The organism is Vibrio sp. 03_296, from assembly GCF_002265885.1.
In genome coordinates, this window is record NZ_NPKW01000144.1 from 16,207 (window position 1) to 41,230 (window position 25,024).

Sequence of the window (25,024 nt, forward strand, 5' to 3'; positions counted from 1 at the left end):
TCCATTGTCACGGCTGGCATTACAGCACCTTGGCGTCGTTTCTCAATTTTTCGATGAGCTGATCCACATTCGCCACCCGCTCTCCGGCTTGGCGCTCTGTTGGCGTGCTCACCGTCAGTAATTGCTGATGCGATTTAATCTCAATGGAGAGCTGCTGCGGAGTGATCACATCCAATGGTTTTTGCTTGGCTTTCATAATGTTGGGTAAAGAAGCATATCTTGGCTCGTTTAGGCGCAGATCCGTACTGATGATGGCAGGAAGTACTAATCGCAACGCCTCCAACCCGCCATCGACTTCCCTCGTCACGTTGACCTGCTCACCCGAAACAACGACTTTGGAAGCAAACGTTGCGCAAGGTCTTTGGCTCAATGCCGCCAGCATTTGCGGCACTTGGTTATTATCACTGTCGACAGACTGTTTTCCCAGCAGCACTAATCCAACCGATTCTTGCTCCATCAGACGATGGAGAATTTTTGCCACCGTGAGCGGTTCTACCACCAACACATTTTGCGCATTCTCCACCACAGAAGAGAGATCGACATGAATCGCTCTATCCGCCCCCAGCGCCAACGCGGCTCTTAATTGCTCTTGGCAGCTTTCGTCACCAATGGAGACAACGATCACTTCCTCTGCATGGCCCGCTTCTTTGAGGCGCACGGCCTCTTCTACCGCGATTTCGCAAAACGGATTGAGCGTCATTTTCACATTGGCCATTTCAACGCCAGAACCGTCCGCTTTTACACGCGCTTTGAGATAAGGGTCGATCACGCGTTTGATACCCACCAATACTTTCACGCAGCCTCCTTAATGGACATCACCAACCATTTGAAATAAAAGCTATTTAGCCAACATCTTTACTTCAATATCGTCAAATAACTGTCCGAAGATTCATTGAGTTAACATTTGTGCAACATGGTAATTTCAGCTTAGTAAAGTTTACGTTTACGTCAACTGGACTATATTTAAGCCAATGAACGACTCTGTAGCGGCAGGTTTACATTATGGAAAGAGAATGCATGGAATTCGATGTCGTGATTGTTGGAGCGGGGCCAGCCGGTCTGTCAGCCGCTTGTCGCTTGGCGCAACTCGCCCAAGCCTCCAATCAAACCCTCTCCATTTGTGTGTTAGAAAAGGGCTCAGAAGTGGGCGCGCATATCCTCTCTGGTGCCTTGTTTGAAACTCGTGCATTGGCAGAGCTCTTTCCCGATTGGCAGGATCAAGGGGCACCAGTCGACACGCCCATCACACAAGATCGCTTGCTTTATCTCACTACCGCGCATAACCACATTGAAGTGCCTGCCTTTCTGGTACCTAAATCACTTCACAACAGCAGTGACAACTATGTGATCAGTTTGGGTAATCTCTGCCGCTGGTTGGCCAAACAAGCAGAAGCTCTTGGTGTAGAGGTCTTTGCTGGCTTTCCTGCCAAAGAGGCGGTGATCAATAAAAGTGACATTGTCACGGGAGTCGTTACCACCGACATGGGTCTGGACAAGCAATCTCAGCCTAAAGCAGGATTTGAAGCAGGCATCGAGCTAAAAGCGCGCTTTACCGTATTTGCTGAAGGTGCGCGTGGTCATTTGGGTAAACAGCTGATTGAGCACTTCGCTCTCGACCAAGGTAAGCCACCACAACACTACGCTTTGGGGATCAAGGAAATTTGGCAACTGCCTCAGGAAAACCCAGCCTATCAAGCAGGCCACGTCACCCACTTCGCTGGCTGGCCTTTAAGTGACACTGATAGCCAAGGGGGTGGGTTTCTATACCATATGGATAACCATCAAGTTTGCGTTGGTTTGATCACCGACCTGAACTACAGCAACCCCTATCTCAGTCCATTTGAAGAATTCCAACGTATGAAGCATCACCCCGCTATCGCCCCGCTATTGCAAGGCGCGGAGCGCGTCGCTTACGGTGCTAGAGCCATCACCAAGGGCGGGCTGCATTCACTGCCCAGACAGCAGTTTGCCGGAGGGTTGCTGATTGGCTGCGATGCAGGCACCCTCAATAGTGGCAAAATTAAGGGCTGCCATACAGCGATGAAATCGGGCATGCTCGCCGCTGAGGCCATTTTCAAAGCGTGGCAATCGCCCGAGCAAAATACTGAAGCGGACTATCAAAGTGAATTTGAACACTCTTGGCTTTTTGATGAGCTCGCGCAGACGAAAAACTTCTCTGCCGCCCTACATCGCTATGGGCCGCTCGTTGGTGGGGCTCTGAATACCTTTGAACAAAATCTTTGGTATCCTCTCACCGGCCAAGCCCCCAGTTGGCATATTGTGGATGATAGAGCCGATCACCTTTGTTTGGATGAGTGCGCCGTTGTCACTCCCATTGCGTACCCAAAAGCGGATGGTGTATTGAGCTTTGACAAACCCTCATCACTTTATCTTTCCGCCACTCAACATGAGGAAAATCAGCCCTGCCACCTGATGGTGAACGATCTCGACACAGCACTCAAGCGCCATCTGAATTTGTACGATGAGCCTGCACAACGTTATTGCCCCGCTGGTGTGTATGAGATTATTGAAGGCGAAAGCGGCCCCTATTTGCAAATAAATGCCGCCAACTGTTTACACTGTAAAACCTGCGACATCAAAGATCCGTCAGGGAACATTACGTGGACACCGCCAGAAGGCGGTGGTGGACCGAACTACCAGAATATGTAAATTGAGTTGCCACACAATACTCGGCTTAAAAAATTGCATCGGTGGAAAATACCTTGCTTGGAAAATACCTGCTTAGAAAGTACCAAGCTCGAAGCGGAAGCCGCTTCGAATCAAAAATTAAACACACTTCGATTGGATGAAGCGCACTTTGCTTTCTATGCTTATGTCAATAAGTCAAATTGAAGCTAAAGCGGTATGTGAAATCAAACCGATTTCTCTAGCAATCATTCAAATATTAAGTGATAAACACCAAGTTTCATTTAGAGCTCAAAATAAATATCGCCAACTAATGATAAAAATGATAAATTACGCGAAATTTTGGTAGGAAATCACACTTTTAAATATATGGATGTAGATTGCAATGGCAATAATTGATACCAAGCATAGAAGGTAACTCATTCATGTTTATTAAAAATCTATCAATCGGCAAGAAAATCGCAGCAGCATTTTCAATCATAGCCGTCATCAATATCGCGTTCGGGATCTTTTTATCCACAGAGCTCAATACGGTAAAGTCCGAGCTATTAAACTACACCGAAGATACACTACCCGCGATGGAAAGAGTGGATGCTGTACGAGATAAAATCTCATATTGGCGTCGTACTCAATTTGCTGTGTTCGCAATGAACGACGAGAACCAAATCAGGCAGACTATTACACGTAACGAAAGCATCCGTCGAGAGATCGAAACGGAACTCGCCGCGTATGGAAAAAGCATCTGGCCAGGTGAAGAAGAGCAAACCTACAACCGTTTAATGTCACTTTGGAATGGTTACCTCAACACCATGAGTAAGTTTAACGACGCATTGCTGGCTGGCGACAAAGACACCGCTTATCCAATTCTCACCAACTCACTGTCGACCTTTGAATCGATCGAGACGGAAGTGAACAAGTTGGTGATGATTCTCAAAGGCGCAATGGACAGCAACAAGAATCAAATTCTGTCGTCTGTTAACGGCCTAAACACCACTGCGGTTATCAGCAACATCGCTATCTTTGCTGTGATGGTGATCATGACGCTGCTATTAACTCGTATCATTTGTGGGCCACTGAATATCGTTGTTCGTCAGGCGAACGCCATTGCACGTGGTGATCTGTCACAAGATCTTGACCGTAACGCGATCGGTAACGATGAGTTGGGTGAGCTGGCAGACGCCACCATTAAGATGCAAGACGATTTGCGCCAAGTGATCGACAACGTGATTGCCGCTGTAACCCAATTGAGCAGTGCAGTAGAAGAGATGACACAGATTTCTGAAATGTCCGCTTCTGGCATGAAAGATCAACAAATGCAGGTAACGTTAGTTGCAACCGCCATGACTGAAATGAAAGCGGCAGTGGCAGACGTAGCTCGCAATACCGAAGACTCTGCATCGCAAGCGTACGACGCGAATCGCCGTACTCAAGATGGCGCGAAAGAGACGCATCAAATGGTAGTGTCGATCGAAGAGGTGGCCGACATCATTGCCAAAGCGGGTGACACGGTGGCCGAGCTTGAAGCCCAATCGAACCAGATCAACGTTGTGGTGGATGTGATTCGTGGTATTGCTGACCAAACAAACCTCTTGGCACTGAATGCAGCCATTGAAGCAGCGCGCGCTGGCGAATCTGGCCGCGGCTTTGCGGTTGTTGCCGATGAAGTGAGAACCTTGGCAGGCCGTACTCAAGATTCAACCGGTGAAATCACGTCGATCATCGAGAAACTGCAGGATTTGGCAAAACAAGCCAAACACGCAACCGAAGATTCAAGAACCAGTATTGGTGCTTGTGTTGAGCAAGGTAACAACGCACAAGAGTTAATGGGCTCGATTGAAAAGTCCATCGCGAACATCGCAGACATGGGCGCGCAAATTGCCACCGCATGTGGACAACAAGATTCCGTTGCGGAAGAACTCAGCCGCAATATAGAGAACATTCACATGGCTTCACAAGAAGTCGCGCAAGGGTCGCAGCAAACCGCGCAAGCGTGCCGTGAATTGACTCAACTTTCTGTCTCGCTGCAAGACGTCATGAGTCGTTTCAAATTGAATTAATACAACCACCCCGGCCTGAGTGCTGGGGTTTTTCTTAGGGAAATAACATGAACTTTAAAAAGACCCTTCTATCCATTGCCATCGCTAGCGCCAGTCTCACTCCGGCTTTCTCTTACAGCGCACCTCTCTTACTCGACAACACGGTTCACCAAACCAGCCAAATCGCCGGGTCCAATGCTTGGCTCGAAATCAGCCTCGGCCAATTTAAAAACAACATTGAACAATTTAAATCGCACATTGCCCCACAAACCAAAATTTGCGCGGTGATGAAAGCCGACGCTTATGGCAACGGAATTCGTGGTTTGATGCCAACCATTCTTGAACAACAAATTCCCTGCGTGGCTATCGCCAGTAATGCGGAGGCGAAATTAGTCCGAGAAAGTGGATTTGAAGGTGAGTTAATCCGCGTGCGCTCCGCTAGCACGAGTGAAATTGAACAGGCTCTCTCTCTTGATATCGAAGAGTTGATTGGCAGTGAGCAACAAGCTCGTGAGTTGGCAAGCTTGGCAGAAAAGTACAACAAAACCATTAAAGTTCATCTTGCGCTCAATGACGGTGGCATGGGCCGTAATGGTATTGATATGAGTACCGAACGTGGACAAAAAGAAGCGGTCGCCATTGCAACGCACCCTTCCGTTGCCGTGGTTGGTATCATGACCCATTTCCCGAATTACAATGCAGAAGACGTACGATCAAAGCTAAAGAGCTTTAACCAACATGCACAATGGTTAATGGAAAGCGCCGGGCTAAAACGCGAAGAGATCACCCTACATGTGGCCAATTCCTACACCGCGTTAAATGTCCCTGAAGCGCAGTTGGATATGGTTCGTCCAGGTGGCGTGCTCTATGGCGATCTCCCGACCAACCCTGAATACCCTTCTATTGTGGCGTTTAAGACTCGCATTGCTTCACTTCATTCGCTTCCGGCAGGCAGCACCGTGGGTTACGACAGCACATTTACCACAGCAAATGATGCGGTGATGGCAAACCTCACAGTCGGCTATTCCGATGGCTACCCACGAAAAATGGGCAATAAAGCGCAAGTGCTGATCAACGGCCAACGCGCCAATGTGGTGGGTGTTGCTTCAATGAATACTACGATGGTGGATGTGTCCAATATCAAAGGCGTACTGCCCGGCGACGAGGTGACGCTCTTTGGCGCTGAAAAAAATCAGCACATCTCTGTCGGTGAAATGGAAGAAAACGCCGAGGTGATTTTTCCGGAGCTTTACACCATTTGGGGCACCAGCAATCCGCGTTTCTATGTGAAATGACACAGGTAAAAAGGATTGATTAGAGAGAATGGCATAACAACTAAAGCTCTATGCTCGTTTCTTGCTGAACACCACAAATGAGATAACGTTGCTACCATAAAAAAGCCGCCTTTATTCAGGCGGCTTTGATATTAATGGAAGGTGAATATTACACCGTTATACCCTTTTTATGGACAACGTCTGCCCACGCAGTGGTAATCGCCACGCGAGATTTGCTGTCTAGGTTATCGATGAATCCATTGTCACCTGCCTGAGGGTCAAAGCCACTCATGGCTTGTACCAGCGCATCAATTGCACTCTCAGACAAGGTGGTGTACTCACGTTCACCCGTCGCGTCTTTGTCACCCATTGCGATGATCACCTGCGCTCGATTACCGTTAAAGTAATCACTGAACGTCACCGAGCCAATATGCTCAAACTTCGCTTGGTCACTGTCGCTTGCCGGGTCACGAAGAATAGACAACTTCAGGTCGTATCCGCTGCGTTCGAACCACAGCTTCTGCCAATCAATGCCATTGAAGACAATGTTATCTTCGCTGCGAATGTCTTCAACAAGGTTGTCGATAACATCACCGCTCACCACAAAGCTGTCCACATCCGTGCCACCTTTGAACGTATTTTGATAACCACCCAACACCATCAGATCGCGCCCTTCGCCACCGTTGAATTGACTGAACTTAGAAATGGCCGCTGCGATAAGATGATCCTCGCCCTCACCGCCATTCAACACCGCGTGATAGCCCATTAGCTTCACAACATCGTTGCCAGCGCTTGCATTGATACGGTTGTAGTTACCGAAGACATTGGCAAAGTCATCGCCAGCGCCTAGCTCTACTTGGTTGTTGTTGCCAATCGTCACGGAGTAGTCTTGATCGTCACCCGTATCCACACGGTTGAAGTTGCCAGACGTCACCACGTAGTCACGGCCTGAGCCGGTGTCAATCTCACCGCCTTCACCAAAGACAAACGACTGGTCATCACCGGCACCAAGGAAGACATGGTTAATGCGTCCTGCAACCACTGCCGTGTCGTTGCCATCACCACCAAACATCATGTTTTCACGTCCCATCAGAACGCCCATGTCATTGCCTTCGCCGCCCGTGAAGATGTTTGACGTGCCTGTTGCGTAGAACACATCATCGCCTCGTCCACCCCAGAAGTTGTTGTTGTCTCCTAGATACGCACCGAGATCTTTACCATCACCACCCCAGTTGAAGTTGTAGTTTCCTAGGGAGAGGTTGATATCGCCATCACCTTGGAGATGACCACTGTTACGAAGGAAATCAAACGTTTTCTCTTTCATGTTCAACAGATCAGCGGTGAGATTCTCTTTGAGATTTGCCACCAGCGATTTCATCTCTTTCTGCTTGTCTTGACTAAAAATAGTGGCAAACAAGTTAGGCAGGTTTAGTGAGTTAAAGCCGAAGGCACGATCTGGTGTTTCTGTTGTTTCAGTGCTGCCATCAGCCACAGTCGCACCTTGCGTACTGTTCAAGATCTCACCATTGTAAGAAACCGAAGGCTTGCTCTCTTCCTCTTCTGGCGCTTTCTCTTTCAGTCCATGAGTTTCAGCAAAAGACTTAATGCCATCTGCCCCCGTTTTGATACCCGCTTTCAAGCTATCCAGTAACTTAGCAGGGTCAACAAAGGCTTGCAGTTGGTCACCACTGAACTCACCAATGACCTCCAACATCTCTTTGAGAATCGCCACGCCATCAACAGCTTCACCATTACGCGAAACAATGTGACCTGACGCGGTGTAATCCACGCCAAAAATATCCGCCAGCGTGGTCTCTGCACCCACGCCAGCTAACTGACCTAATAGCTTATTCTTAAGCTGACGAGGCAAATCTTCTGGCGTGTAGGTGAAGGTTGTTTTTGCCTGACCCGTGGCAGAGAACTGCTGTGTCATGAGGCCAAACAATGAACCTAGGTTGGTATCCAAAATAGACTGGATGTTGTCACCAAACATGAAGTTCCAGTTACCTGTCGTCACTTGGATATCCGCACCTTGACCACCCACGGCAAAGTTAAACGCAAGCTTCTCATTGGCTTGACGCAGCTTATCTGCGCGGCTGAGCTTGCTGGTGTCATTATTACCGTTGCCGCTTAGCCATTGATTGTACTGCTTATTCAGAGCTGCTTCTGCATCGTGCTTCAAGCCACGGCTACTGCGCTCATTCTGCGAGTCCAGTTCAACCAAGCTGGTGTAATCAACACTGCTGCTCTGATCCAAACCAGACATATCTTTGACGAACTTTTTCGCACCAGACAATGTCCATTGCTGTTCTTGAGCCGCGAGCCAATCTTTGCCCTCACCCGAAGTGGCAATGCTTTGTAGCACACCCGAAATACGAGCGGCACCGTCAAACGGGTTGACCAATGGCGGAGTCGGAATTGACTTATCCATCATCACAATCAGATCATTGCTTCGACCTTTGTTGAAGCTCACGTTGCGATTACCGATGAACATTTGCGCACCTTCTAGTGCCTGATAACCACCAATATCGAAGCTGTGCTTGCTCTCACCATTGCCGATGTGAATCATGACGTTATTGTCACCAAAGGCCAACGACTTAAAGCCACCCGTGCCGACTTTGATACCCACATTCGATGTGCCCCAGTTCACTGCGGTAAACTCACCATCACCCACGTTGACTTGAATATTACCTGAGTAGCTGAGCTTGTTGTTTGCAGAAGAAGATGAGGTCTCTGTCTCCGCTTTGCGTTTTTCTGGCGCATCAAACACATCTTTGTTGTCACCAATCGCACCACGAGCAGGCTCGTCAACGTCGCTGATACCAATGCGAGATAAGTCGATGTCGCCTTCCGCAATACCATTGCGAATACGCTCATCCTTGGCAACAACGTCACCTTGCTCGTTCCAGCTTAGCGACACTTTGTTGCTTTCGGCCTTTTGAACCCAATTGCCATTCGCATCCTTGGTATGCTTACGCCCCGTTTCGTCTACAGCCAGTTCAGAACTGCGGACAGAGACATCAAGACGAAGACCATTCGCATCCATCGCATTGATAAACTGATGACCAAAGCCTTTTTGCTTGTCGTCACTCACCAAAGAGCAGCCAACAATACTGATATGATCGGGCTTGCTGCTGACATTTTCCGCTTGATTAAACGACTGCTGGAACTTGGCCAGTTTCACTGCCAGCTCATCGGCACTGTAGCCACTTAAACGCGTGTTGTTACTTTCTGAGTCATCACGACCATGACCCACTAACTGCCAGCGTAGCTTTCCATCCAGTTTTGATGGTTCACCATACACCACGCGATAGTTACCATCAGAATCGAGCTGCACCACCACACTGCTTTCTGGGTGCTTACCCGCAAGGTTCGCAGCCGCTTTTGCAGCAACAGCATCGTTCTCCATTTGCACGATGATTTGACCATCAAAACGGGTTTCACCACCGTCTGCTGTCGGAGTCACGACAACACGTTCCCAATCATTCACATTTTGATTGTGAAGAGCGGTATTTGCGCCACTCAAACTGTCCTTGAACGTGATCTTCGGTTTGTTAGCAACATCATCGTAGACAACACGTAGACTCACATCGTCTTGTTCAACTGTGAACTGGTTCGAGTCACTGACTTTAAGCGCAGGAAGATCGAGGCGGTGCGTGATACCAGGAACGAACCCTTCAATCCCTTTGTGAGACTGCAAATGCGCTTTACCGTAAATAGCAACGAACTTTTCGCCATCAGGCAGATTTTGCAATACTTCCACCGCAATGTTGTTCGCAGCACCAGCACGGTACATCAGACCATGTTCTGTTCCCTGAACGTTTGGACGTGCAGAGCTGTTTGCATCCAGCGCGACAATGCGCATACCGTTAGCACGTGCGTTTTCAAACAGAGCGACATCGAGATGCTTTGTTTTCAGCATTGCGCTTAATTCACTCGACATCACACCCGTAGCTAGGTAGCGATCAATCAGCGGTTGCGCAAGGTCTGAGCGTAAATGCTCAAGGCCAATAACAGTGACTCCCTGCTTTTTCAGTGCATCCATCTGTTCATTAACAAAGCGCAGGCCGTTAACGTCGCTGCCATGCACTTCACCAATTAAGAGGCCTTTACGATCATCCAGAAGAACCGAAAGCTGCTCGTCAACACCCGTTGCGCTAGCAAGCTTATTCGTCAGTTCATCGTAGCCTTTACCAGAGTAACGACGATCCCAAGCGTCAACGTCCGTCTCATGGCTACTGCGGTAGATACCTTCAATTTGATCCATTCGGTCGGAATCAAGTTGAGATAGGTAGCTTTGATCTGCAAATTTCTTCAGCAGTATCATTTCAGCTGAATCACCAGAAATCGGATCCGCTTTCTTCGCCGCTTCTTTCAGGAAGTAGAATGCCATTTGCACCGATTCCACACCCGTCAAATCCTGCAGTTCTTGATAGCTATAGCCAAGATGAACTGTTTTAGTGGATTCATCCAACGTCGCTTTACTCAACAACCCGTTCGACTGAGACGTTTCTAGCCACTGTTTGAAATCAGCGTAATGCTCACTTAGATCTACGTGGTACTTCGCATCAAAACCAAGGTCACTTGGCGTTTCGCCTTTGTAACCATGCTTCGGTGCCAAGTATGGGTCTTCATTGGCCCAACGAACCATCATATCCGTCAAACCTACGTGTTTACCGTTGGCTTCTTCAATCGCGACCATAAATATACGAGCGGCAAGCTCCGGTCTTGTTTGTGCGATTGCATCAATACCCGCTTGGGCAATTTGCATCTTACCGATAAACAACGCACTGGTGACCTGCTCTTTCAACTGCGTTAGCGCTTGATTCCGCCCCGAAGTTGGATGTTCAGCGATGTAGGCATTAATCTTCTTATTAAGCTCAAAGCTCGCTGCGATTTGATCGCGGCCTTTAGCCTGATGCACAAGGTCGAGTTGATCGAGAATACCTTGGTAGGATGCGCCAATCGGTTTAGCAAAAACTTTTGCTCTTTCTTTCAGCTCTTGCACCGTAAAGATTTGCGCTAAATCAACCACGACCTTGACCTTGTTACCTGACAAGGCATCAGTGACTTGATGACTTTGCTTCTTCGCGGCAATTTCAAGCTGAGCTTCCTGCAGCGCCTGACCAAAGTTGAAAAGCTCTGTCGGCGTCCAAACACCAAACTTAGGTCGCCATGTGTGGCCAATAAGTTTGTCAGCGCCACCCGCTTTCAACACTTTTGCGACTGTACTTGAGCAGTTTTTGGTCAACAACTGATAGCGAGCATCCGGATCGTTGCTTAGACGGTTCCATTCAGCTTGCATCGCAGCCACATCCAACCCTTCAAGGTTAATGCGGAACACTCGGCCTTCATCTGCTTGGCTGGCCTTAAAGGCTTCGATTTCTTCTAGCGCTCTTTCAGCAAACAGACGAACCACGTTGTCGATACGTTTTTCCACAAGGGCTGGGTCACCGCTTGCCTGAGCTTGTTTCTGTAGCTCTTCAGCAAAACGGTTTGCTACGTCCATCATGTCGTAGCTGGTGTCATTCCATTGGTCGACGAATGGCTGGAAAACATGCGCTGGAATGCCTGTCGATGCAAGCATATCCGGATTGCCCAATAGTACACTCGCATAACCTTCAGAAGCGTCTTTGTATGAAGCATCGATACCTTTCGCGGCGTTGAGCTTCTCGACAAAGCGTTTCAGCTTAGTTTCACCATCATTCAAACCAAAGCCGTCGTTTTCTTCCGATGCCATATCGTGCTCAAGTGTGTCATTTTGATGAGCTGGTTGGCTGAAATCGCTCCAACGCAATTTAATATCAGGCTGATCTTCTGTTGCAACGTTGAAGATATTGCGAATATTGGATGACTTGCTACCTAGTGGCCACCAACTCACATAATTCTGCTTGTTGAAGTCTGCTGCGGCTTGACCTTCAAGCTGCGTACGACCTTGGCCAATTTGCAATGCGGCATGACCTAGTGTGCTGTGATCACTCGGCTTCCAGATGTACATGGTTGCGCTCACTGGCGACATGTGCTGTTCAATCGCTTGGTGTACTTTGTTTAAACCAGCGATATCAATGCCTTTACCATCTTTTGCCAGATCGTTTGCAGAAAGCCCTGCGAAGATCGTATCGGCAACGACTTGACCATATTCATGACTTACGGCTGCTTTTACTTTTTCAAGTACAGCATCGCTACCGCCTAGCTTGTCGATATTGGCAAGATTGCCTTTACCCTTAGTGACAAAATCGCCGTTTCCATCCAGATACAGATGTTTACTCTCTTTCAAGTTGGCGTTATCAAGCTGGTCATACAGATGGCTAAAGCTATCATGAGCTTTGATGCTTTGCTCAGAGACCACAAGCACAGAGACGGCTTCTAGACGGGAATTCACCTGATTTAACAGTGCGTTCATTGCTTGCACACGGCCAGAATCCGGATGCCCAAGCACATAGCCTTCAACCTGTTTACGTAGGTTGAGCAGTTTTTCCACAGATGCCAGTTCATAGTCTGCGTGTTCAGCCGTACTCGCATGATACTCAGTCAGAGCGTCGATCACTTGTTGGTAACTTTCACCGCGAACTTTACCGCTTACATGAGCAGCATCGAGCAGCTCAGTCACAGACATCAGTTCTACATTGGCATTGTACGTCCAAGCACCGTCTTCTTTTTGCGCTAAAATTCGCGTGCGGCCATCGTGATGCGAGAGCACCTTGTTATCCACTAAGAACAGCTCATCTGGCATCTGCTCGAAGTTGTCAAAGTTTGCCAAGATAAAGCGCTCAATGGATTTTTGTTGAGCTGCATCTTCTGGATTATCAAGCAGAATGGTCTTGCTCTTTCCATCGGTTCCCGGCCACGAGCGAACTTCAAAACCTTCTTCGCCTTCTTGCACTAAGAGGTTGCGCTCAGTACGAAGTGAATAGAATGGCAGTATGTCATTTAACATGTTGTTAATGATGACGTTTTCTTGCTGCTTGTTGTGTTCTAGATTCGACGTTTCACCCAAAGCATGTAATTCTTCTTTATCGTTAGAAGCTAGCTTGGTGGAGGTGAGCGTCTCATTGCTTTCGATATAAGGCGCGGTAATTTTCGCCCATTTATCAGCATACTGCGTCATCAACCATTCGGCTTTGTGATTCGCAGAAGCACTGGATTTAGGATTTTTAACTGGCGGCTGGCCCTTACTTGCCCGATACTCCTGATACCAAGCATCGAAATCATCACTACCACTAACCAGAGCATTCACTTCAACAATGATGGCTTTACGGCTTGCAGAATCAAAATGATCGAGTGCTTTCACATCAACTTTTGCCGTGGATTCTGTTTTCGGCACAAATTCACTTAAAACACTTGGCACACTGCGGAACTCAAACAAGATCGCAGGTTCAGGCTGCTGCGCACTTCCTGTTGTGGCGTTGTTGATACCATGCCCTGCCACTTCACCGCCATACTGGAAGTATTCAAATACATTCTTAGCAAGACTTTCTGAATGTGAACCTTTCAGCTTCTCAATGATTTGTTGTCTCACGTATCGTGAATCATCTGCACTTAGAAGCTCCAGCATTTTGACAGGCTTAGTTCTAGGCAAAATCTCCCAAGCATTTTTTACTTTCGGATCGGTTAACCCTTGAGCGTTTGGAGAGAAACCCTCAGATGCAGGATCCCAATCATTGATGTAGATACCGTACTCTTTGGCTAGATCGGCCGTTTTTGAATACACCGATGTGAGATAGGCATACACGTTTTGCGCTGCTTCTGGATCATCTAGCTTGTGCTCATTAGAGTTGGCTAAAAACTCATCTCGAAGTTCCGACTGATACCAAGGTGCCGATTCTAGAAGTCGGACCTCCAGTGACGAACTTGAACCAAATTCTTTCGCACTAATGGCCATCGTGGCTTGTTGTCCACTAGGGGTCATCCCGATTGTCTGCCCTTGAGCTTCGATTGCAGTGCCGTTACCAGCCGCGATGAGATGCTTCGAATTCGATATAACCAGCGTAAAGCGCCCATCCTCACTCACCAATTGAGGCAAGCTTTGGTGGTTTGACTGGTTGATGTGGCCTGTAAACTCTTTCGCTAACCAAAGCATCGCTTCTTTACGACTTTCAATCGCCGTCGTATCACTGGTTTCACTAGGATACGTAACCAATTCAATTGTGTGCGTCTGCCAATTGTTCAGTCCATTGATATCCGTAATACCAGCTGGATTGCTGTAACCGCCTTGATTCATATCTTTGGTTAACATGAACAATGGGTTACCCTGTGAATCATGCACATACCCAAACGTCTGCGCTGAATTCTTAGGCAGAACCACAACTAGACCAGATAGTTCGTTTTCTATACCAATTGATGTCGAAGCAAAATGACTTTGAAACCCTGGAACACTTTTTGAACTATGTTGCCCTGTCGTTTGACTTCCTTGTCCACCACTTAACCCCTCTAAGTTCACCCCTGAAATGCGGATCTCTTGTCGGACCACATCCTGAGACGCAGCGGTTGGCACCACAATGCTGTCGGAGTTTGTTTCGGTGAACATTGAGCTGATTGTGCTACCGCTGTTCTTTCCGCGAATACCTGCGTAAATTTGCAGACGGTTCACTGCGTTTGTCGCACCTTCCAGCGCTTCTTGCTCTTGTTCGCTTAGACCTTCACTGAATCGACCATCGGCGTTTGTTTGGCTGTCATTGGTGACATGGCTGCCCGTTTCGCCAGCGCCTTCTACGCGATGAGCGTTACCCGAAAGGCCGCTGCCAGTCACGCCTTCGCGGTCAGGGCGATCGCCTTCATTTTGCTTCGTCCCTTTTGCATCGTTTTGCGCTTGGTTGGCTTTATTTTCGGCATTCATCGCATCACGATCACCACGCGATTGCGCGTCGTTTGCTGCGCTGTGTGCGTCAGATTCGGCCTGTTTCGCATCGTTACTTTTCGCCACAGCATCGGCTTTGCGTGTTTCTGCATCGGCTTTAGCATCAGCAATGTCTTGCTCTGCGCCTGCTCGATTTTGCTCACCTTTTGCGACACCCGCTTCAGACTTCGCAACGGACTCTTTAACTTTGCTGTTATTGTCAGACTGCGTCTGCTTCGCTGCAGCAATCTTGTCATTGGCGAGCTGCTTGGCGTCGTCGAGCTGGCGTTGAACGCCATCGAGCAGACCACCGGCAAAATCGTTGCGCCATTGGTCGCCTGACTCACCAGTATGCGTTGCTTGGCCATCAAGCACGTCGAGACCTTGCGCCAGTTTTGTCAACTCGGCGGTCACGGCTTCCGACTCTTCTTTCACCGCATCACGTTGAGCTTGACCGTTATTTTCTAAGGCTTTTTGGTCGGTCGACTCCAACTGACTTTGTGAACCCGCGACAGCATCGAGCTGTTTCTGCTTTTCTTGTTCAAGACGTTGGCGATCCGCTTCTGCGCGCTCTTTATCTGATAGGGCATTCTGCGACGCTTGATTTTGTGTCGCGTGCTCACTCACTGCATTGGCTTGTTGCGACGATTCCGATTTCGCCACGACATTATCTAGGATATAGCCCAGTCCATCATTTTGGCCTGTGCCTTTGAATTCGATTCGGTTACTGCCGGCATGTGCGGTCAGTTTTAAGGTTTTTTGCTGCCAAGCAGAGGCGTCACCAGACGATGAGAAGACGACTTCGCCGTTCCAAAGAACTTCAATGCCTTCGTTATTCGATAGACCTGCACGTTTTGCAAAATCAAAGCTCACACCAATGACTTCGCCTTCCGTAAGATCGGTCAGATCTTGATAGAGACTGGTGTTGGTGTAGGTATCCAGTTCCGTCACACGTGCGCCGTGCCCTTCACCATTCACGCCATAGACGTTGCCCGAATGAGAAGCTTCAACACCGTGTGTCGATTTCCACCCTTGATCACCTTGCTCAAAATCACCATTCACAATGAGATTCGGAGCTTGAGTTTGATCAGAAGAGCCGTCAACGTCGAGCGCATTTTGCATCTTGTTGAGATCTGGGGTATCTACCTTAGTGACACTGCCCGTGAGGCTATCACCCAAGTCCGAGCCCACTTCTTCAATGGCATCCATTTGGAAACCATCCAACTTAGTGATTTCAGGTGTTGCAATCGCACCACGGCCTTTTTGCGTACCGGATGACGATGCTTCATCACCTTGAACCAAGTAGTTTATCGCTTGGCTACCACCGACACCAAGTACGGTTTGCTTGATATTATCAAACAGTGCCGAGAGCTTGTTGCTGCTGGTGTTGCTTGACGCAACGGCCAAGCTGTAGAAATCACCATTGCCGATTTTGATTGCGACGTTATTTTGTGCGTAAGAAGCGTTAATGCCTAGGCCATCACCAATATGAATATTGGCGTTCGCTTTGCCTTTCATCACGGCAACATTCAAGCCATCACCCACTTTGGTGTTGATGTTATATTTGCCCCAAGCAACGTTAACGGATACACCATCACCGACTTTGGTATTGATGTTGGCATCACCATAGGCGGCTGTCACGCTCAAGCCATCACCGACGGTGGTGGTGATATTGGCTTTGCCTTTTGCTGCCGTCACCTGCATACCATCACCCACTTTGGTGACAATGTTGCCTTTGCTCCAAAGTGCGTTAAAGCTGTCACCATCACCTACTTGGGTCACGATATTGGCTTCACCTTTTGCCAGCACCACGTTACGGCCATTACCCACTTTAGTAATGACGTTCGCTTTGCCCCAAGCTCCGGTGTAGTCGTCGCCATTGCCCACATGAGTAATGATGTTGGCTTTACCTTGCACCACGGAGACTTCTTGGCCATCTCCCACTTTGGTGATGACGTTGGCTTCACCTTTGGCAAAGTTATAGCGATCACCGTCGCCCACTTGGGTAAAGACGTTTGCTTGCCCCCAAGCGACGTTGACGCCCAAACCATCGCCGACTTTGGTAATGATGTTTGCCTTGCCCTTGGCAATACCAATGGTCGTGCCATCTCCGACATGAGTCATCACGTTGCCGATATCGGAAATCAACAACCCTACCGTGGTGCCTTCGCCCACTTTGGTTAGGATATTGCCTTTACCAGCCAAGACAGCCGCGGTTGTTGCGTCTCCCACATGAGTCACAACGTTGGCTTTTGCTGCCGCCACAACACCCATGAAATCATCACCCACTTTGGTAACAATATTGGCTTCGCCCAGCGCTAACACGCCCGTTAGACCATCGCCGACATGTGTCATGATGTTGGCTTTACCGAACATCGCCGCTAAGGTTGTGCCGTTACCGACCTTAGTCATCACGTTCACTTCGCCTGCGAATATTCCTAGGCTGGTTCCATCACCGACATGGGTGTAGATGTTGGCTTTACCGACCATCAGAGCCGCAGTGAGATCATCGCCCACTTTAGTCATGATGTTGGCTTGACCGATCATTGCAGCAAACGTGCTGCCACTGCCTACGTGAGTGAAGATATTGGCGTTACCAACCATTGCAGCCAGTGTGGTTCCGTTACCCACTTTTGTCGCAACGTTGCCTTTGGCTAACATCAGTGCCACCGACATGCCATCACCAATGTGAGTGAAGACGTTGGCTTCTGCCACCATTAAGGCTAGCGCATCACCGTTGCCGACTTTTGTAAAGACGTTACCCAAACCGCCCATCAGCGCCCAAGCATTCCCTTCGCCCACATGGGTAAAGATGTTGCCGGCACCAATCATGACCGCAATAGAGGTTCCATCACCCACTTTGGTGAAGATGTTACCCGCCGCGCCCATTACACCAAGAGTTTGGCCATCACCAACATGCGTGAGTACGTTACCCACACCAAGCATAATGCCTGTTGTGTCACCGTTACCCACTTTGGTGAGGATGTTCGCACCGCCGACCATTACGCCTGTTGTTGTGCCATCGCCCACATGCGTCAGCACGTTTGCGCCACCGCCCATCACCGCAAGGGCATTCCCTTTGCCTTTTTTGGTGAGAATGTTGGCACCGCCTAAGGCTACCGCTGTGGTGTTCGAGGTTTCGTTGTCGCCGCTGATGTGGGTAATCACGTTTGCGCCGCCCAACATACCTGCGGTTAGATCGCCGTCACCCACTTTGGTGAGCACGTTCGCGCCGCCAGCCAGTACCGATGCCACATTACCTTTGCCCACTTGCGTCATCACGTTGAAGCCGCCCGCCGCTAACCACAAGCCGTTGCCAGAGCCAATTTGGGTATGGGTGTTGTAACCCCCGAGCATGACGACACGGCTGTTACCATTGCCTTTGTGCACGGAAATGTTGCCGTAAGCCAGCAAATGCGCAAGGTATTGACCATCGCCAATACGAACCAATACGTTTACCGCGCCGCCCGCGTAAACATCCATCTTGCCTTGCTTACTTTGGTGAACCAACACGTTCGCCAAACCCGAACCGCGGAAGGTAAGATCCCCTTCCTCGCCACTTTTGACAATCACGTTTGCTGCGCCACCACCGTTGAACTCGGTATTACCGAATTGCGAACTGTGGAGGATGACGTTAGCGATACCGCCACCATTAAAGTAGACATTGCCGCGAGTCACATTGGACTTAATGACGTTGCCGCCACCCGCACCATTGAAATGCACATCACCAGAGCTTTCACCGCTATCGGTCGCTGGCTTAAACAAGGTTTGATCGGTGTACTCGTCGATATCGGCCACGGTTTCACTGGTGCTTCTTACCGCGTTTACGCTGTAATGCAGATCGCTGAGTGAATAGCCACCTTTGCCCATCGAGTGATATCCGTTTGCAGACGAAATATCTTCATTGGCGAGGTCTGCGGTATGATTGCCTTCTTTGTACCAAGAGCGAGCTTGATACTTAAGCGCCCCTGTTTTGGGATCATTAGCAAGTTCAACCACCACAATTTTTGTGTAAGGTCCAAGCACTTTTGCGTAAACATAAGTGTTTGGTTTGCGGTTTGATTTCACCGCTTGAACATCGACTGCCGTCCCATCTGTCGAGATGGCGTGACCGCCCATTTTCGCCTCTGACAATGCCACATCTTTCGCATCAATCAGTGTGCCATTGGCGTAGGTCACCCACTCATATTCAGTCAGATTTTTTTCAACGGCATGAACCGTCACTGATTGCTGATGCTCAACGGCAATATTAGCAAGGGTGTAACCACCATTGATTGGATTAACTTCAAAACCACCAGCAGAAGAGACATCGGAACGAGCAAGCTCAGCTAAATGATTGCCGCGCTTAAACCAAGCCTCAGAGTAGTATTTGAGTTTGCCCGTTTCTGGATCGTTATAGAGACGAACTTTGTTGATTTTGGTGTAAGTACCATCTGCGATAGCAAACAGATAAGTATTTGGCTCTCGCTCTGACTTTACAGCGGTAACCGCATGGAACTTGTTGCCGTTATCAATCGACAAGCCGTGCATCTGCGCCGCGGTGAGAACGATCTCTTCCGCTTTGGCATATTCCATACCTTGTGCATCAAAGCTACTGCCACTGCCTTTTCGTGTAATGGTGTTATAAGCACCACCACCGGAGAAATGGATGTCACCGTGTGCCACATCGGAGTAAAGGCTGTTGTAACCACCGACACCTTCAAAGCGAATGTTACCGCGTGTTTGCGCGTAAACATCTTCCGCTTGGCGTGTACGCTCAATGCGGTTTGATGCCCCCGCACCTTGCAAGGTAACATCGCCTACTTTGCCTTTACGGACCAAATGGTTGTCAGCACCAGCACCACGGAAAGTAATGTTGCCAGTTTCAACACGTGAACTGATGCTGTTTGCCGCACCAGCGCCATCAAACGTCACATCACCACGAGAATCTTGATAGCGGTTAAACCAAGTACGGTCTAGTTTATTGCCCGCACCTGCACCAGCAAAAGAGAGATTACCTTGGTTGGTTTCATGCCAAAGGGCATTATAACCGCCAGCGCCTTTAAAGGTGACGTTGCCGCTCAAACCTTTGCGGGTAATGCCATTATAAGCCGCTGCGCCGCCATAATTGACATCACCATGATTACCTAGGTGATCAATCGACACACCGCCAGCGGCGCCGGCGAATGACACATTGCCATCGCCACTTTTGTTAATGTCTGCATACCCAGCAGCACCTTTGACAGAAAGGTGCCCTGTGGTGTCTTCCACTCTTAGATATGCCGAACCGCCTACGACCGTATCGTTGCCGCTGCCGGTATAAACCGTTGCACCAATCGATCCGACAGTGACATGATCATCACCACCGTAGGCATGGATTTCTCCACCAAAACCGATGGCAACAATACTGTTGTTGCCATCGTCGGCGGAATAGTTCCCTGTGAAGAAGTATTCAACACTTCTCCAAAATGGTTTTCCCATAAGCCAAACTCTTCTTTAGGAGTTAAATAGAAAACCACTGTATCTTTCTGATACAGCGGTCATTTTGAGCATCCACTTTGCCGCGGACAGTGCAGACTTTCTGCCCTTTCCACGGTAAAAATACACGGCGACGAAGATCGTTAACGACCTCTCTGCCATGCCCGAATGGAGCAATCATCTCTGGAATGTAGATATGCTGGCCTGAACGCCAGTCGGATGGAGTTATTTCACGCACTCCAGATAACAGCTCATCTCGGATCTGCTCAGAGACAAACGCCCAATTACAAAATGCAATTGGGCGTCCGTGCTCATCTTCGTAGTAGCAAAACTGGTTTAGCTCAAAAGCTGGCAAAATACGCTGCTGCCATTCTGCAACCACGTATCGGCGATGAAGGGGCGAGTGCTGGCTGAGCAGCATGACACCACCTATCATCTGTTGCATTTGCGCTAATGTGAGATTTGCTGGTTGATGTGTAATAGACATCTGCCCTATATCAACCAATATGCTGTTATTTTTTTGCTTGGGAAGTGCGTTTTTTCGGAGCGGCTTTCTCTTCCACGAGAGTTTCCGCTGGTGATTCTTCCGCTTGATTTACCGCAGCATCACCTGCTGGTAGAAAACCGGCTGCAACAAGCTTGTCGAATTCAGCTTCCATTCTTGGATCTTCTAGCATGTTCTTAATCATCGATACCATATACATAAAACCAGAGGCAGGCATATGGACAACTTGCTTAAGTTCAAGATCATTATCGCTTTCAGCCATGACGCCGTTCGCCATGTTTTTTTGATCCTGACCGACGAAATAAAGAGAAAAAACACCTTTATTGTAGTTAACGCTAGATACTGTTTGAACAAACTTCTCAGTCATAAATTTCCCCTACTTATTTTATATAGATAAGACGAAAATCGTTCCTTTTAAAAGGAATCACTCTCGCCTGCAAGCTCAATTAAAAGGCAGAATATAAGAATTCAGCCATGAATAATAATTTTAATTTTTATTTTGTGTCGAAATATTACATCGTAAAACAGTGGTCATCAATAGACTTAAATTGATTATATTAGAGCAATTATTCTATTTTTATCGTCCATTATTCACTCAATACCATATTCATGTAACAATCACCGTGATTACCTATTAACGTGACATGCATCATTCATTTGAATCAAATCTGTGCAATAAACACACAACAAAGACCAATAAACGAGCAAAATCGTCCGCAATTGATGATTGATCGTGTTAACAAGCGGTGATAGGATTCCGCCCCTTCAAAAACGCTGCAATAAACATCGGCTAAGTAATTTAATTATGTCCAACAATGAAGGGTTGACGCTGATATGTATTCACTTTTATTTAAGTATCATCAGCGGCAATAGAGAACAATTTAAAGAAAATGCTAATTTAACAAAAACTAATAATTACAAAGAAGAACTCGAAAAAATAAAAAAAGAAAACAAAGTAAAAATAACCACAAAACATTCACAATTTAAAAACATAGATAAAATAAAAACACCTGCCATTTTATTTGATTCACAAGGCACGCCATTTATTCTAGCAAAAGCTAATAAAGACAAGTGTTTAATACAAAGACCTAATAAAGAAAGTCCGGAAGTGGTCTCTTATCACGAACTTAACTCGACTTGGAACAAAAAATCTCTAGAAATAAAACAAGCACAATCTCGCTTTGACATCACTTGGTTCATTCCCGAGTTTCTGCAACATAAACGAGTCTTGAGTGAGATTCTGTTGTTCTCTTTTGTTCTGCAGATCCTCGCGCTTATTTCGCCTCTTTTTTTCCAAGTGGTGATGGACAAAGTACTGGTTCACCAAGCTTGGTCAACACTGGATGTGCTGGTGTTTGGCCTCGTCGTTACTGGGGTGATCGAAGTGGTACTTCGTGGTCTACGTGAATATCAGTATGCCCACACGGCCAATCGCATTGACATACAACTCGGACTAAAACTGGTTAAGCATCTGTTTGGTCTACCGTTGATGTTTTTTAAGTCCCGCCAAGTCGGGGCGATTGTCACACGTGTGCGAGAACTCGACACCGTGCGTGAGTTTTTAACTGGCTCCATGTTTACTCTAACGGTCGAACTGCTGTTTATGTTCGTCTTCCTGTATGTCATGAGCTTACTTTCCGGCCCACTCACTTGGCTTTTCATCGCCACAATACCGTGTTACGCCCTTCTTGCTTGGTGGTTAACACCAAGAATGCAGGCGGCGATTGAAAAGCAGTTTTCACATGCTGCGGCAAACACATCCTTTCTTACCGAAACGGTGGCAGGCAGTGAAACCCTGAAAAGTTTGGCGGTTGAGCCGCGCTTTATTCGTCGCTGGGATGAACAAACCGAAAAAATGGTCTCAACCGGTTACGATGTTCAACAGCTCAATAATCGCTCAAACCACCTAGTTCAGTTGTTGCAAAAAATCACCAGTGTCGCGATCTTGTGGCTTGGGGCGACGGAAGTGCTCTCTCTTGAGATGACCATCGGTCAATTGATCGCTTTCAATATGATGACCAATCACATCGCCCAGCCGCTAGCGCGCATGGTCGAATTGTGGGGGCAATTTATCCAAACCCGCGTCGCCGTCGAAAAACTCGGGGATATGCTCAACCTGCCAGTAGAACAACACACCGGAAGTGACATCGTCACACTGCAAGGGGCCGTTTCTTTTAAAAATATCCTCTTTCGTTACCAACCGGATATTCCCCCCACCATCAACGATTTGTCGTTGGAGATACGAGCGGGTGAAACATTGGGCGTCGTCGGCACGTCAGGTTCAGGAAAAAGCACCTTGGCTCGCTTGCTGTTGCGACTTTATAGTCCAGAGCAAGGCAGCATCACGATTGATGGCATCCCACTTAACCACATCCACATTCAACAGTTGAGGCAACAAGTGGGTGTAGTACTACAAGAAAACTTCTTATTTAACAAAAGTGTGAGTGAGAACATCGCCCAATCGAAGCCGGAAGCAAGCTTAGAAGAGATTATTGAAGCGGCGAAGCTCTCTGGCGCGCACGAATTTATCTTAAAGTTGCCAATGGGTTACGACACCATTTTAGCGGAAGGCGGGCAATCTCTCTCTGGCGGCCAAAGGCAGCGACTCGCGATTGCACGCACACTGCTGTCGGATCCAAAAGTATTGATTTTGGACGAAGCCACCAGCGCCCTGGACGATGAATCTCAGGCGTTAATTCAATCCAACATGGCCAACATCGCCCAAGGCCGCACCGTGATCACTATCGCTCATCGCTTGTCTACCGTGCGAGATTGCGATCGCATCATTGTGCTTCATCAAGGCGCAATTGTTGAACAAGGTTCGCATCAGCAATTACTTACCCATGGCAAACAATACAAACAGTTATGGCAGCTTCAGCAAGAGCTCAAACAAGAGGAAACCACCGCATGATCAGCATCATTAAGCGTTTCTTGGGCAAAGGGCAACCTCGCCAAAGCGCCGAACACCATTATGAATTCCTGCCTGCGCATCTTGCTTTGGCTCAAAAACCGCCATCACCCTTTGCACGGTTAACCGCTATAACACTGAGTATTGGCGTACTGGCTGCGCTGCTTTGGGCGTATTGGGGGAAACTGGACGTACAAGCCACCGCCACAGGCCGTCTTGTGGTTTCTGGTCGCTCACAAGTTATCCAATCTTACGAGCAAAGCCGCGTCATGAGCATTCATGTGAAGGATGGCCAGCGTGTGGAAAAAGGCGCCCCCTTGCTGACCTTGGATACGCTTGGGGTGAATCAAGACATCACGCGTTTGATCACTCAATCCGAGTTTCAAACCAATGAACTGATTCGTTACCGCACTTTAATCAACGACCAACCTTTGGTTCAGGACCCAATGTTTACGGCCTTACCAGCAGAGCAACAAGCGTTGATCACTGAAAACTATCTCAGCGAACAGCGCGAATTTAATTCCACACTAGCCAGTATTCACGCGGAAATGCAGGTGAATAAAACCTCTCAAGCCGCTCGCCAAAGTGACATCAACGCCTTGGTTCAGTTGACAGAGAACATCAGCCAAAGGCTCGAAGCGCGCAAAACGCTCAATCAGGTTAAAGTCATTAGCCACGTCGAGTATCTAGAACAAGAGAAAGAACTGCTCGAAGCGCAGCGACAAGTTAGCCAGCAACGCGCTGAGTTACAGGTTCTGAAATCCCAATATCGCAGCCTTGAAGAGAGACTAAGTGGCTTTAAAGCACAAAAGCAAAGAGAGTGGTTGGAAAAACGCCGACAAGCCAAATTGCAGCTGGCCGCGTTGAACCAAGAGCTCTCTAAAGTGCGTGAGCGTGAGCAGTTGGAAATCATTCGCTCACCAGTGGATGGCACCGTGCAGCAACTCAGCGTCTATACCCTTGGAGCAGTGCTGCAACCAGCGCAAAATTTAATGATCATCGTACCGGAAAACAGCGTACAGCTGGCAGAAGTTCAGATCCTCAATAAAGACGTGGGGTTTATTTACCCCGGCCAATCCGTGACCGTGAAAGTGGATGCTTTTCCCTACACTCGATACGGAACAATCGACGCTGAACTGCTGAGTGTTTCACGCGATTCCACCACCGACGAACAGCTTGGGCTGGTTTTCCCGGCTCAAGTACAACTAAAGAAAAACAATATCGTCATCGATGGTCAAACGGTTGAGCTCACTCCTGGCATGTCTGTCGTTGCTGAAATTAAGACCGATAAACGACGCGTTATCGACTACCTACTCAGCCCAATTCGCGAGTACCAAGCTGAAGCATTGAGGGAGAGATAGA

General features: G+C 48.2%; 8 protein-coding genes and 2 pseudogenes. 5 read left to right on the plus strand and 5 right to left on the minus strand.

Translation table 11 applies throughout. From position 1 onward, the window contains the following. Positions 1-19: 19 nt before the first annotated feature. On the minus strand, positions 20-796 hold the full coding sequence (locus CIK04_RS19115; RefSeq protein ID WP_097352319.1) for an electron transfer flavoprotein subunit beta/FixA family protein: 777 nt from the start codon (positions 794-796) through the stop codon (positions 20-22). A 206-nt stretch (positions 797-1,002) separates the two neighbouring features. Between CIK04_RS19115 and CIK04_RS19120 the strand changes: the two genes are divergently transcribed. The 3 genes from CIK04_RS19120 (at position 1,003) to alr (ending at position 5,977) form a co-directional block, all read left to right on the plus strand. Beyond that, complete coding sequence (locus CIK04_RS19120) at positions 1,003-2,670, plus strand: electron transfer flavoprotein-ubiquinone oxidoreductase (RefSeq protein WP_097352318.1); 1,668 nt, start codon at positions 1,003-1,005, stop codon at positions 2,668-2,670. A gap of 401 nt (positions 2,671-3,071) precedes the next feature. Then, a complete protein-coding gene (locus tag CIK04_RS19125) occupies positions 3,072-4,703 on the plus strand; it encodes a methyl-accepting chemotaxis protein (RefSeq protein ID WP_097352317.1) in 1,632 nt (543 codons plus the stop codon). 47 nt (positions 4,704-4,750) lie between these two features. Continuing rightward, complete coding sequence (gene alr / locus CIK04_RS19130; RefSeq protein ID WP_039446945.1) at positions 4,751-5,977, plus strand: alanine racemase; 1,227 nt, start codon at positions 4,751-4,753, stop codon at positions 5,975-5,977. A gap of 148 nt (positions 5,978-6,125) precedes the next feature. On the opposite strand, the pseudogene CIK04_RS35615 reads toward alr, so the two are convergent. The 4 genes and pseudogenes from CIK04_RS35615 to CIK04_RS19145 all read right to left on the minus strand — a co-directional run. Further along, positions 6,126-12,902, minus strand: a pseudogene (locus tag CIK04_RS35615) (C80 family cysteine peptidase); the annotation flags it as partial. Between the two features lie 336 nt (positions 12,903-13,238). After that, positions 13,239-20,252: pseudogene (gene rtxA / locus CIK04_RS35620) on the minus strand (MARTX multifunctional-autoprocessing repeats-in-toxin holotoxin RtxA); the annotation flags it as partial. Between the two features lie 22 nt (positions 20,253-20,274). Next, positions 20,275-20,736: an RTX toxin-activating lysine-acyltransferase RtxC gene (rtxC, locus tag CIK04_RS19140; RefSeq protein WP_097352315.1), complete on the minus strand. Its 462-nt coding sequence runs from the start codon at positions 20,734-20,736 to the stop codon at positions 20,275-20,277. A gap of 25 nt (positions 20,737-20,761) precedes the next feature. Continuing rightward, positions 20,762-21,121 carry a hypothetical protein gene (locus CIK04_RS19145; protein WP_011988329.1) on the minus strand — a complete coding sequence of 120 codons (360 nt, stop codon included), beginning with the start codon at positions 21,119-21,121 and terminating at the stop codon, positions 20,762-20,764. Between the two features lie 438 nt (positions 21,122-21,559). On the opposite strand from CIK04_RS19145, the gene rtxB reads away from it, so the two are divergent. Next, the gene (gene rtxB / locus CIK04_RS19150; RefSeq protein ID WP_097352314.1) at positions 21,560-23,665 is read left to right on the plus strand and encodes an RTX toxin T1SS ABC transporter subunit RtxB; all 2,106 of its coding nucleotides are present in this window, start codon (positions 21,560-21,562) and stop codon (positions 23,663-23,665) included. Then, positions 23,662-25,023: an HlyD family type I secretion periplasmic adaptor subunit gene (locus tag CIK04_RS19155; RefSeq protein ID WP_176463377.1), complete on the plus strand. Its 1,362-nt coding sequence runs from the start codon at positions 23,662-23,664 to the stop codon at positions 25,021-25,023. Before rtxB ends, CIK04_RS19155 begins: the two co-directional genes overlap by 4 nt. The last annotated feature ends 1 nt before the right edge of the window (position 25,024 follow it).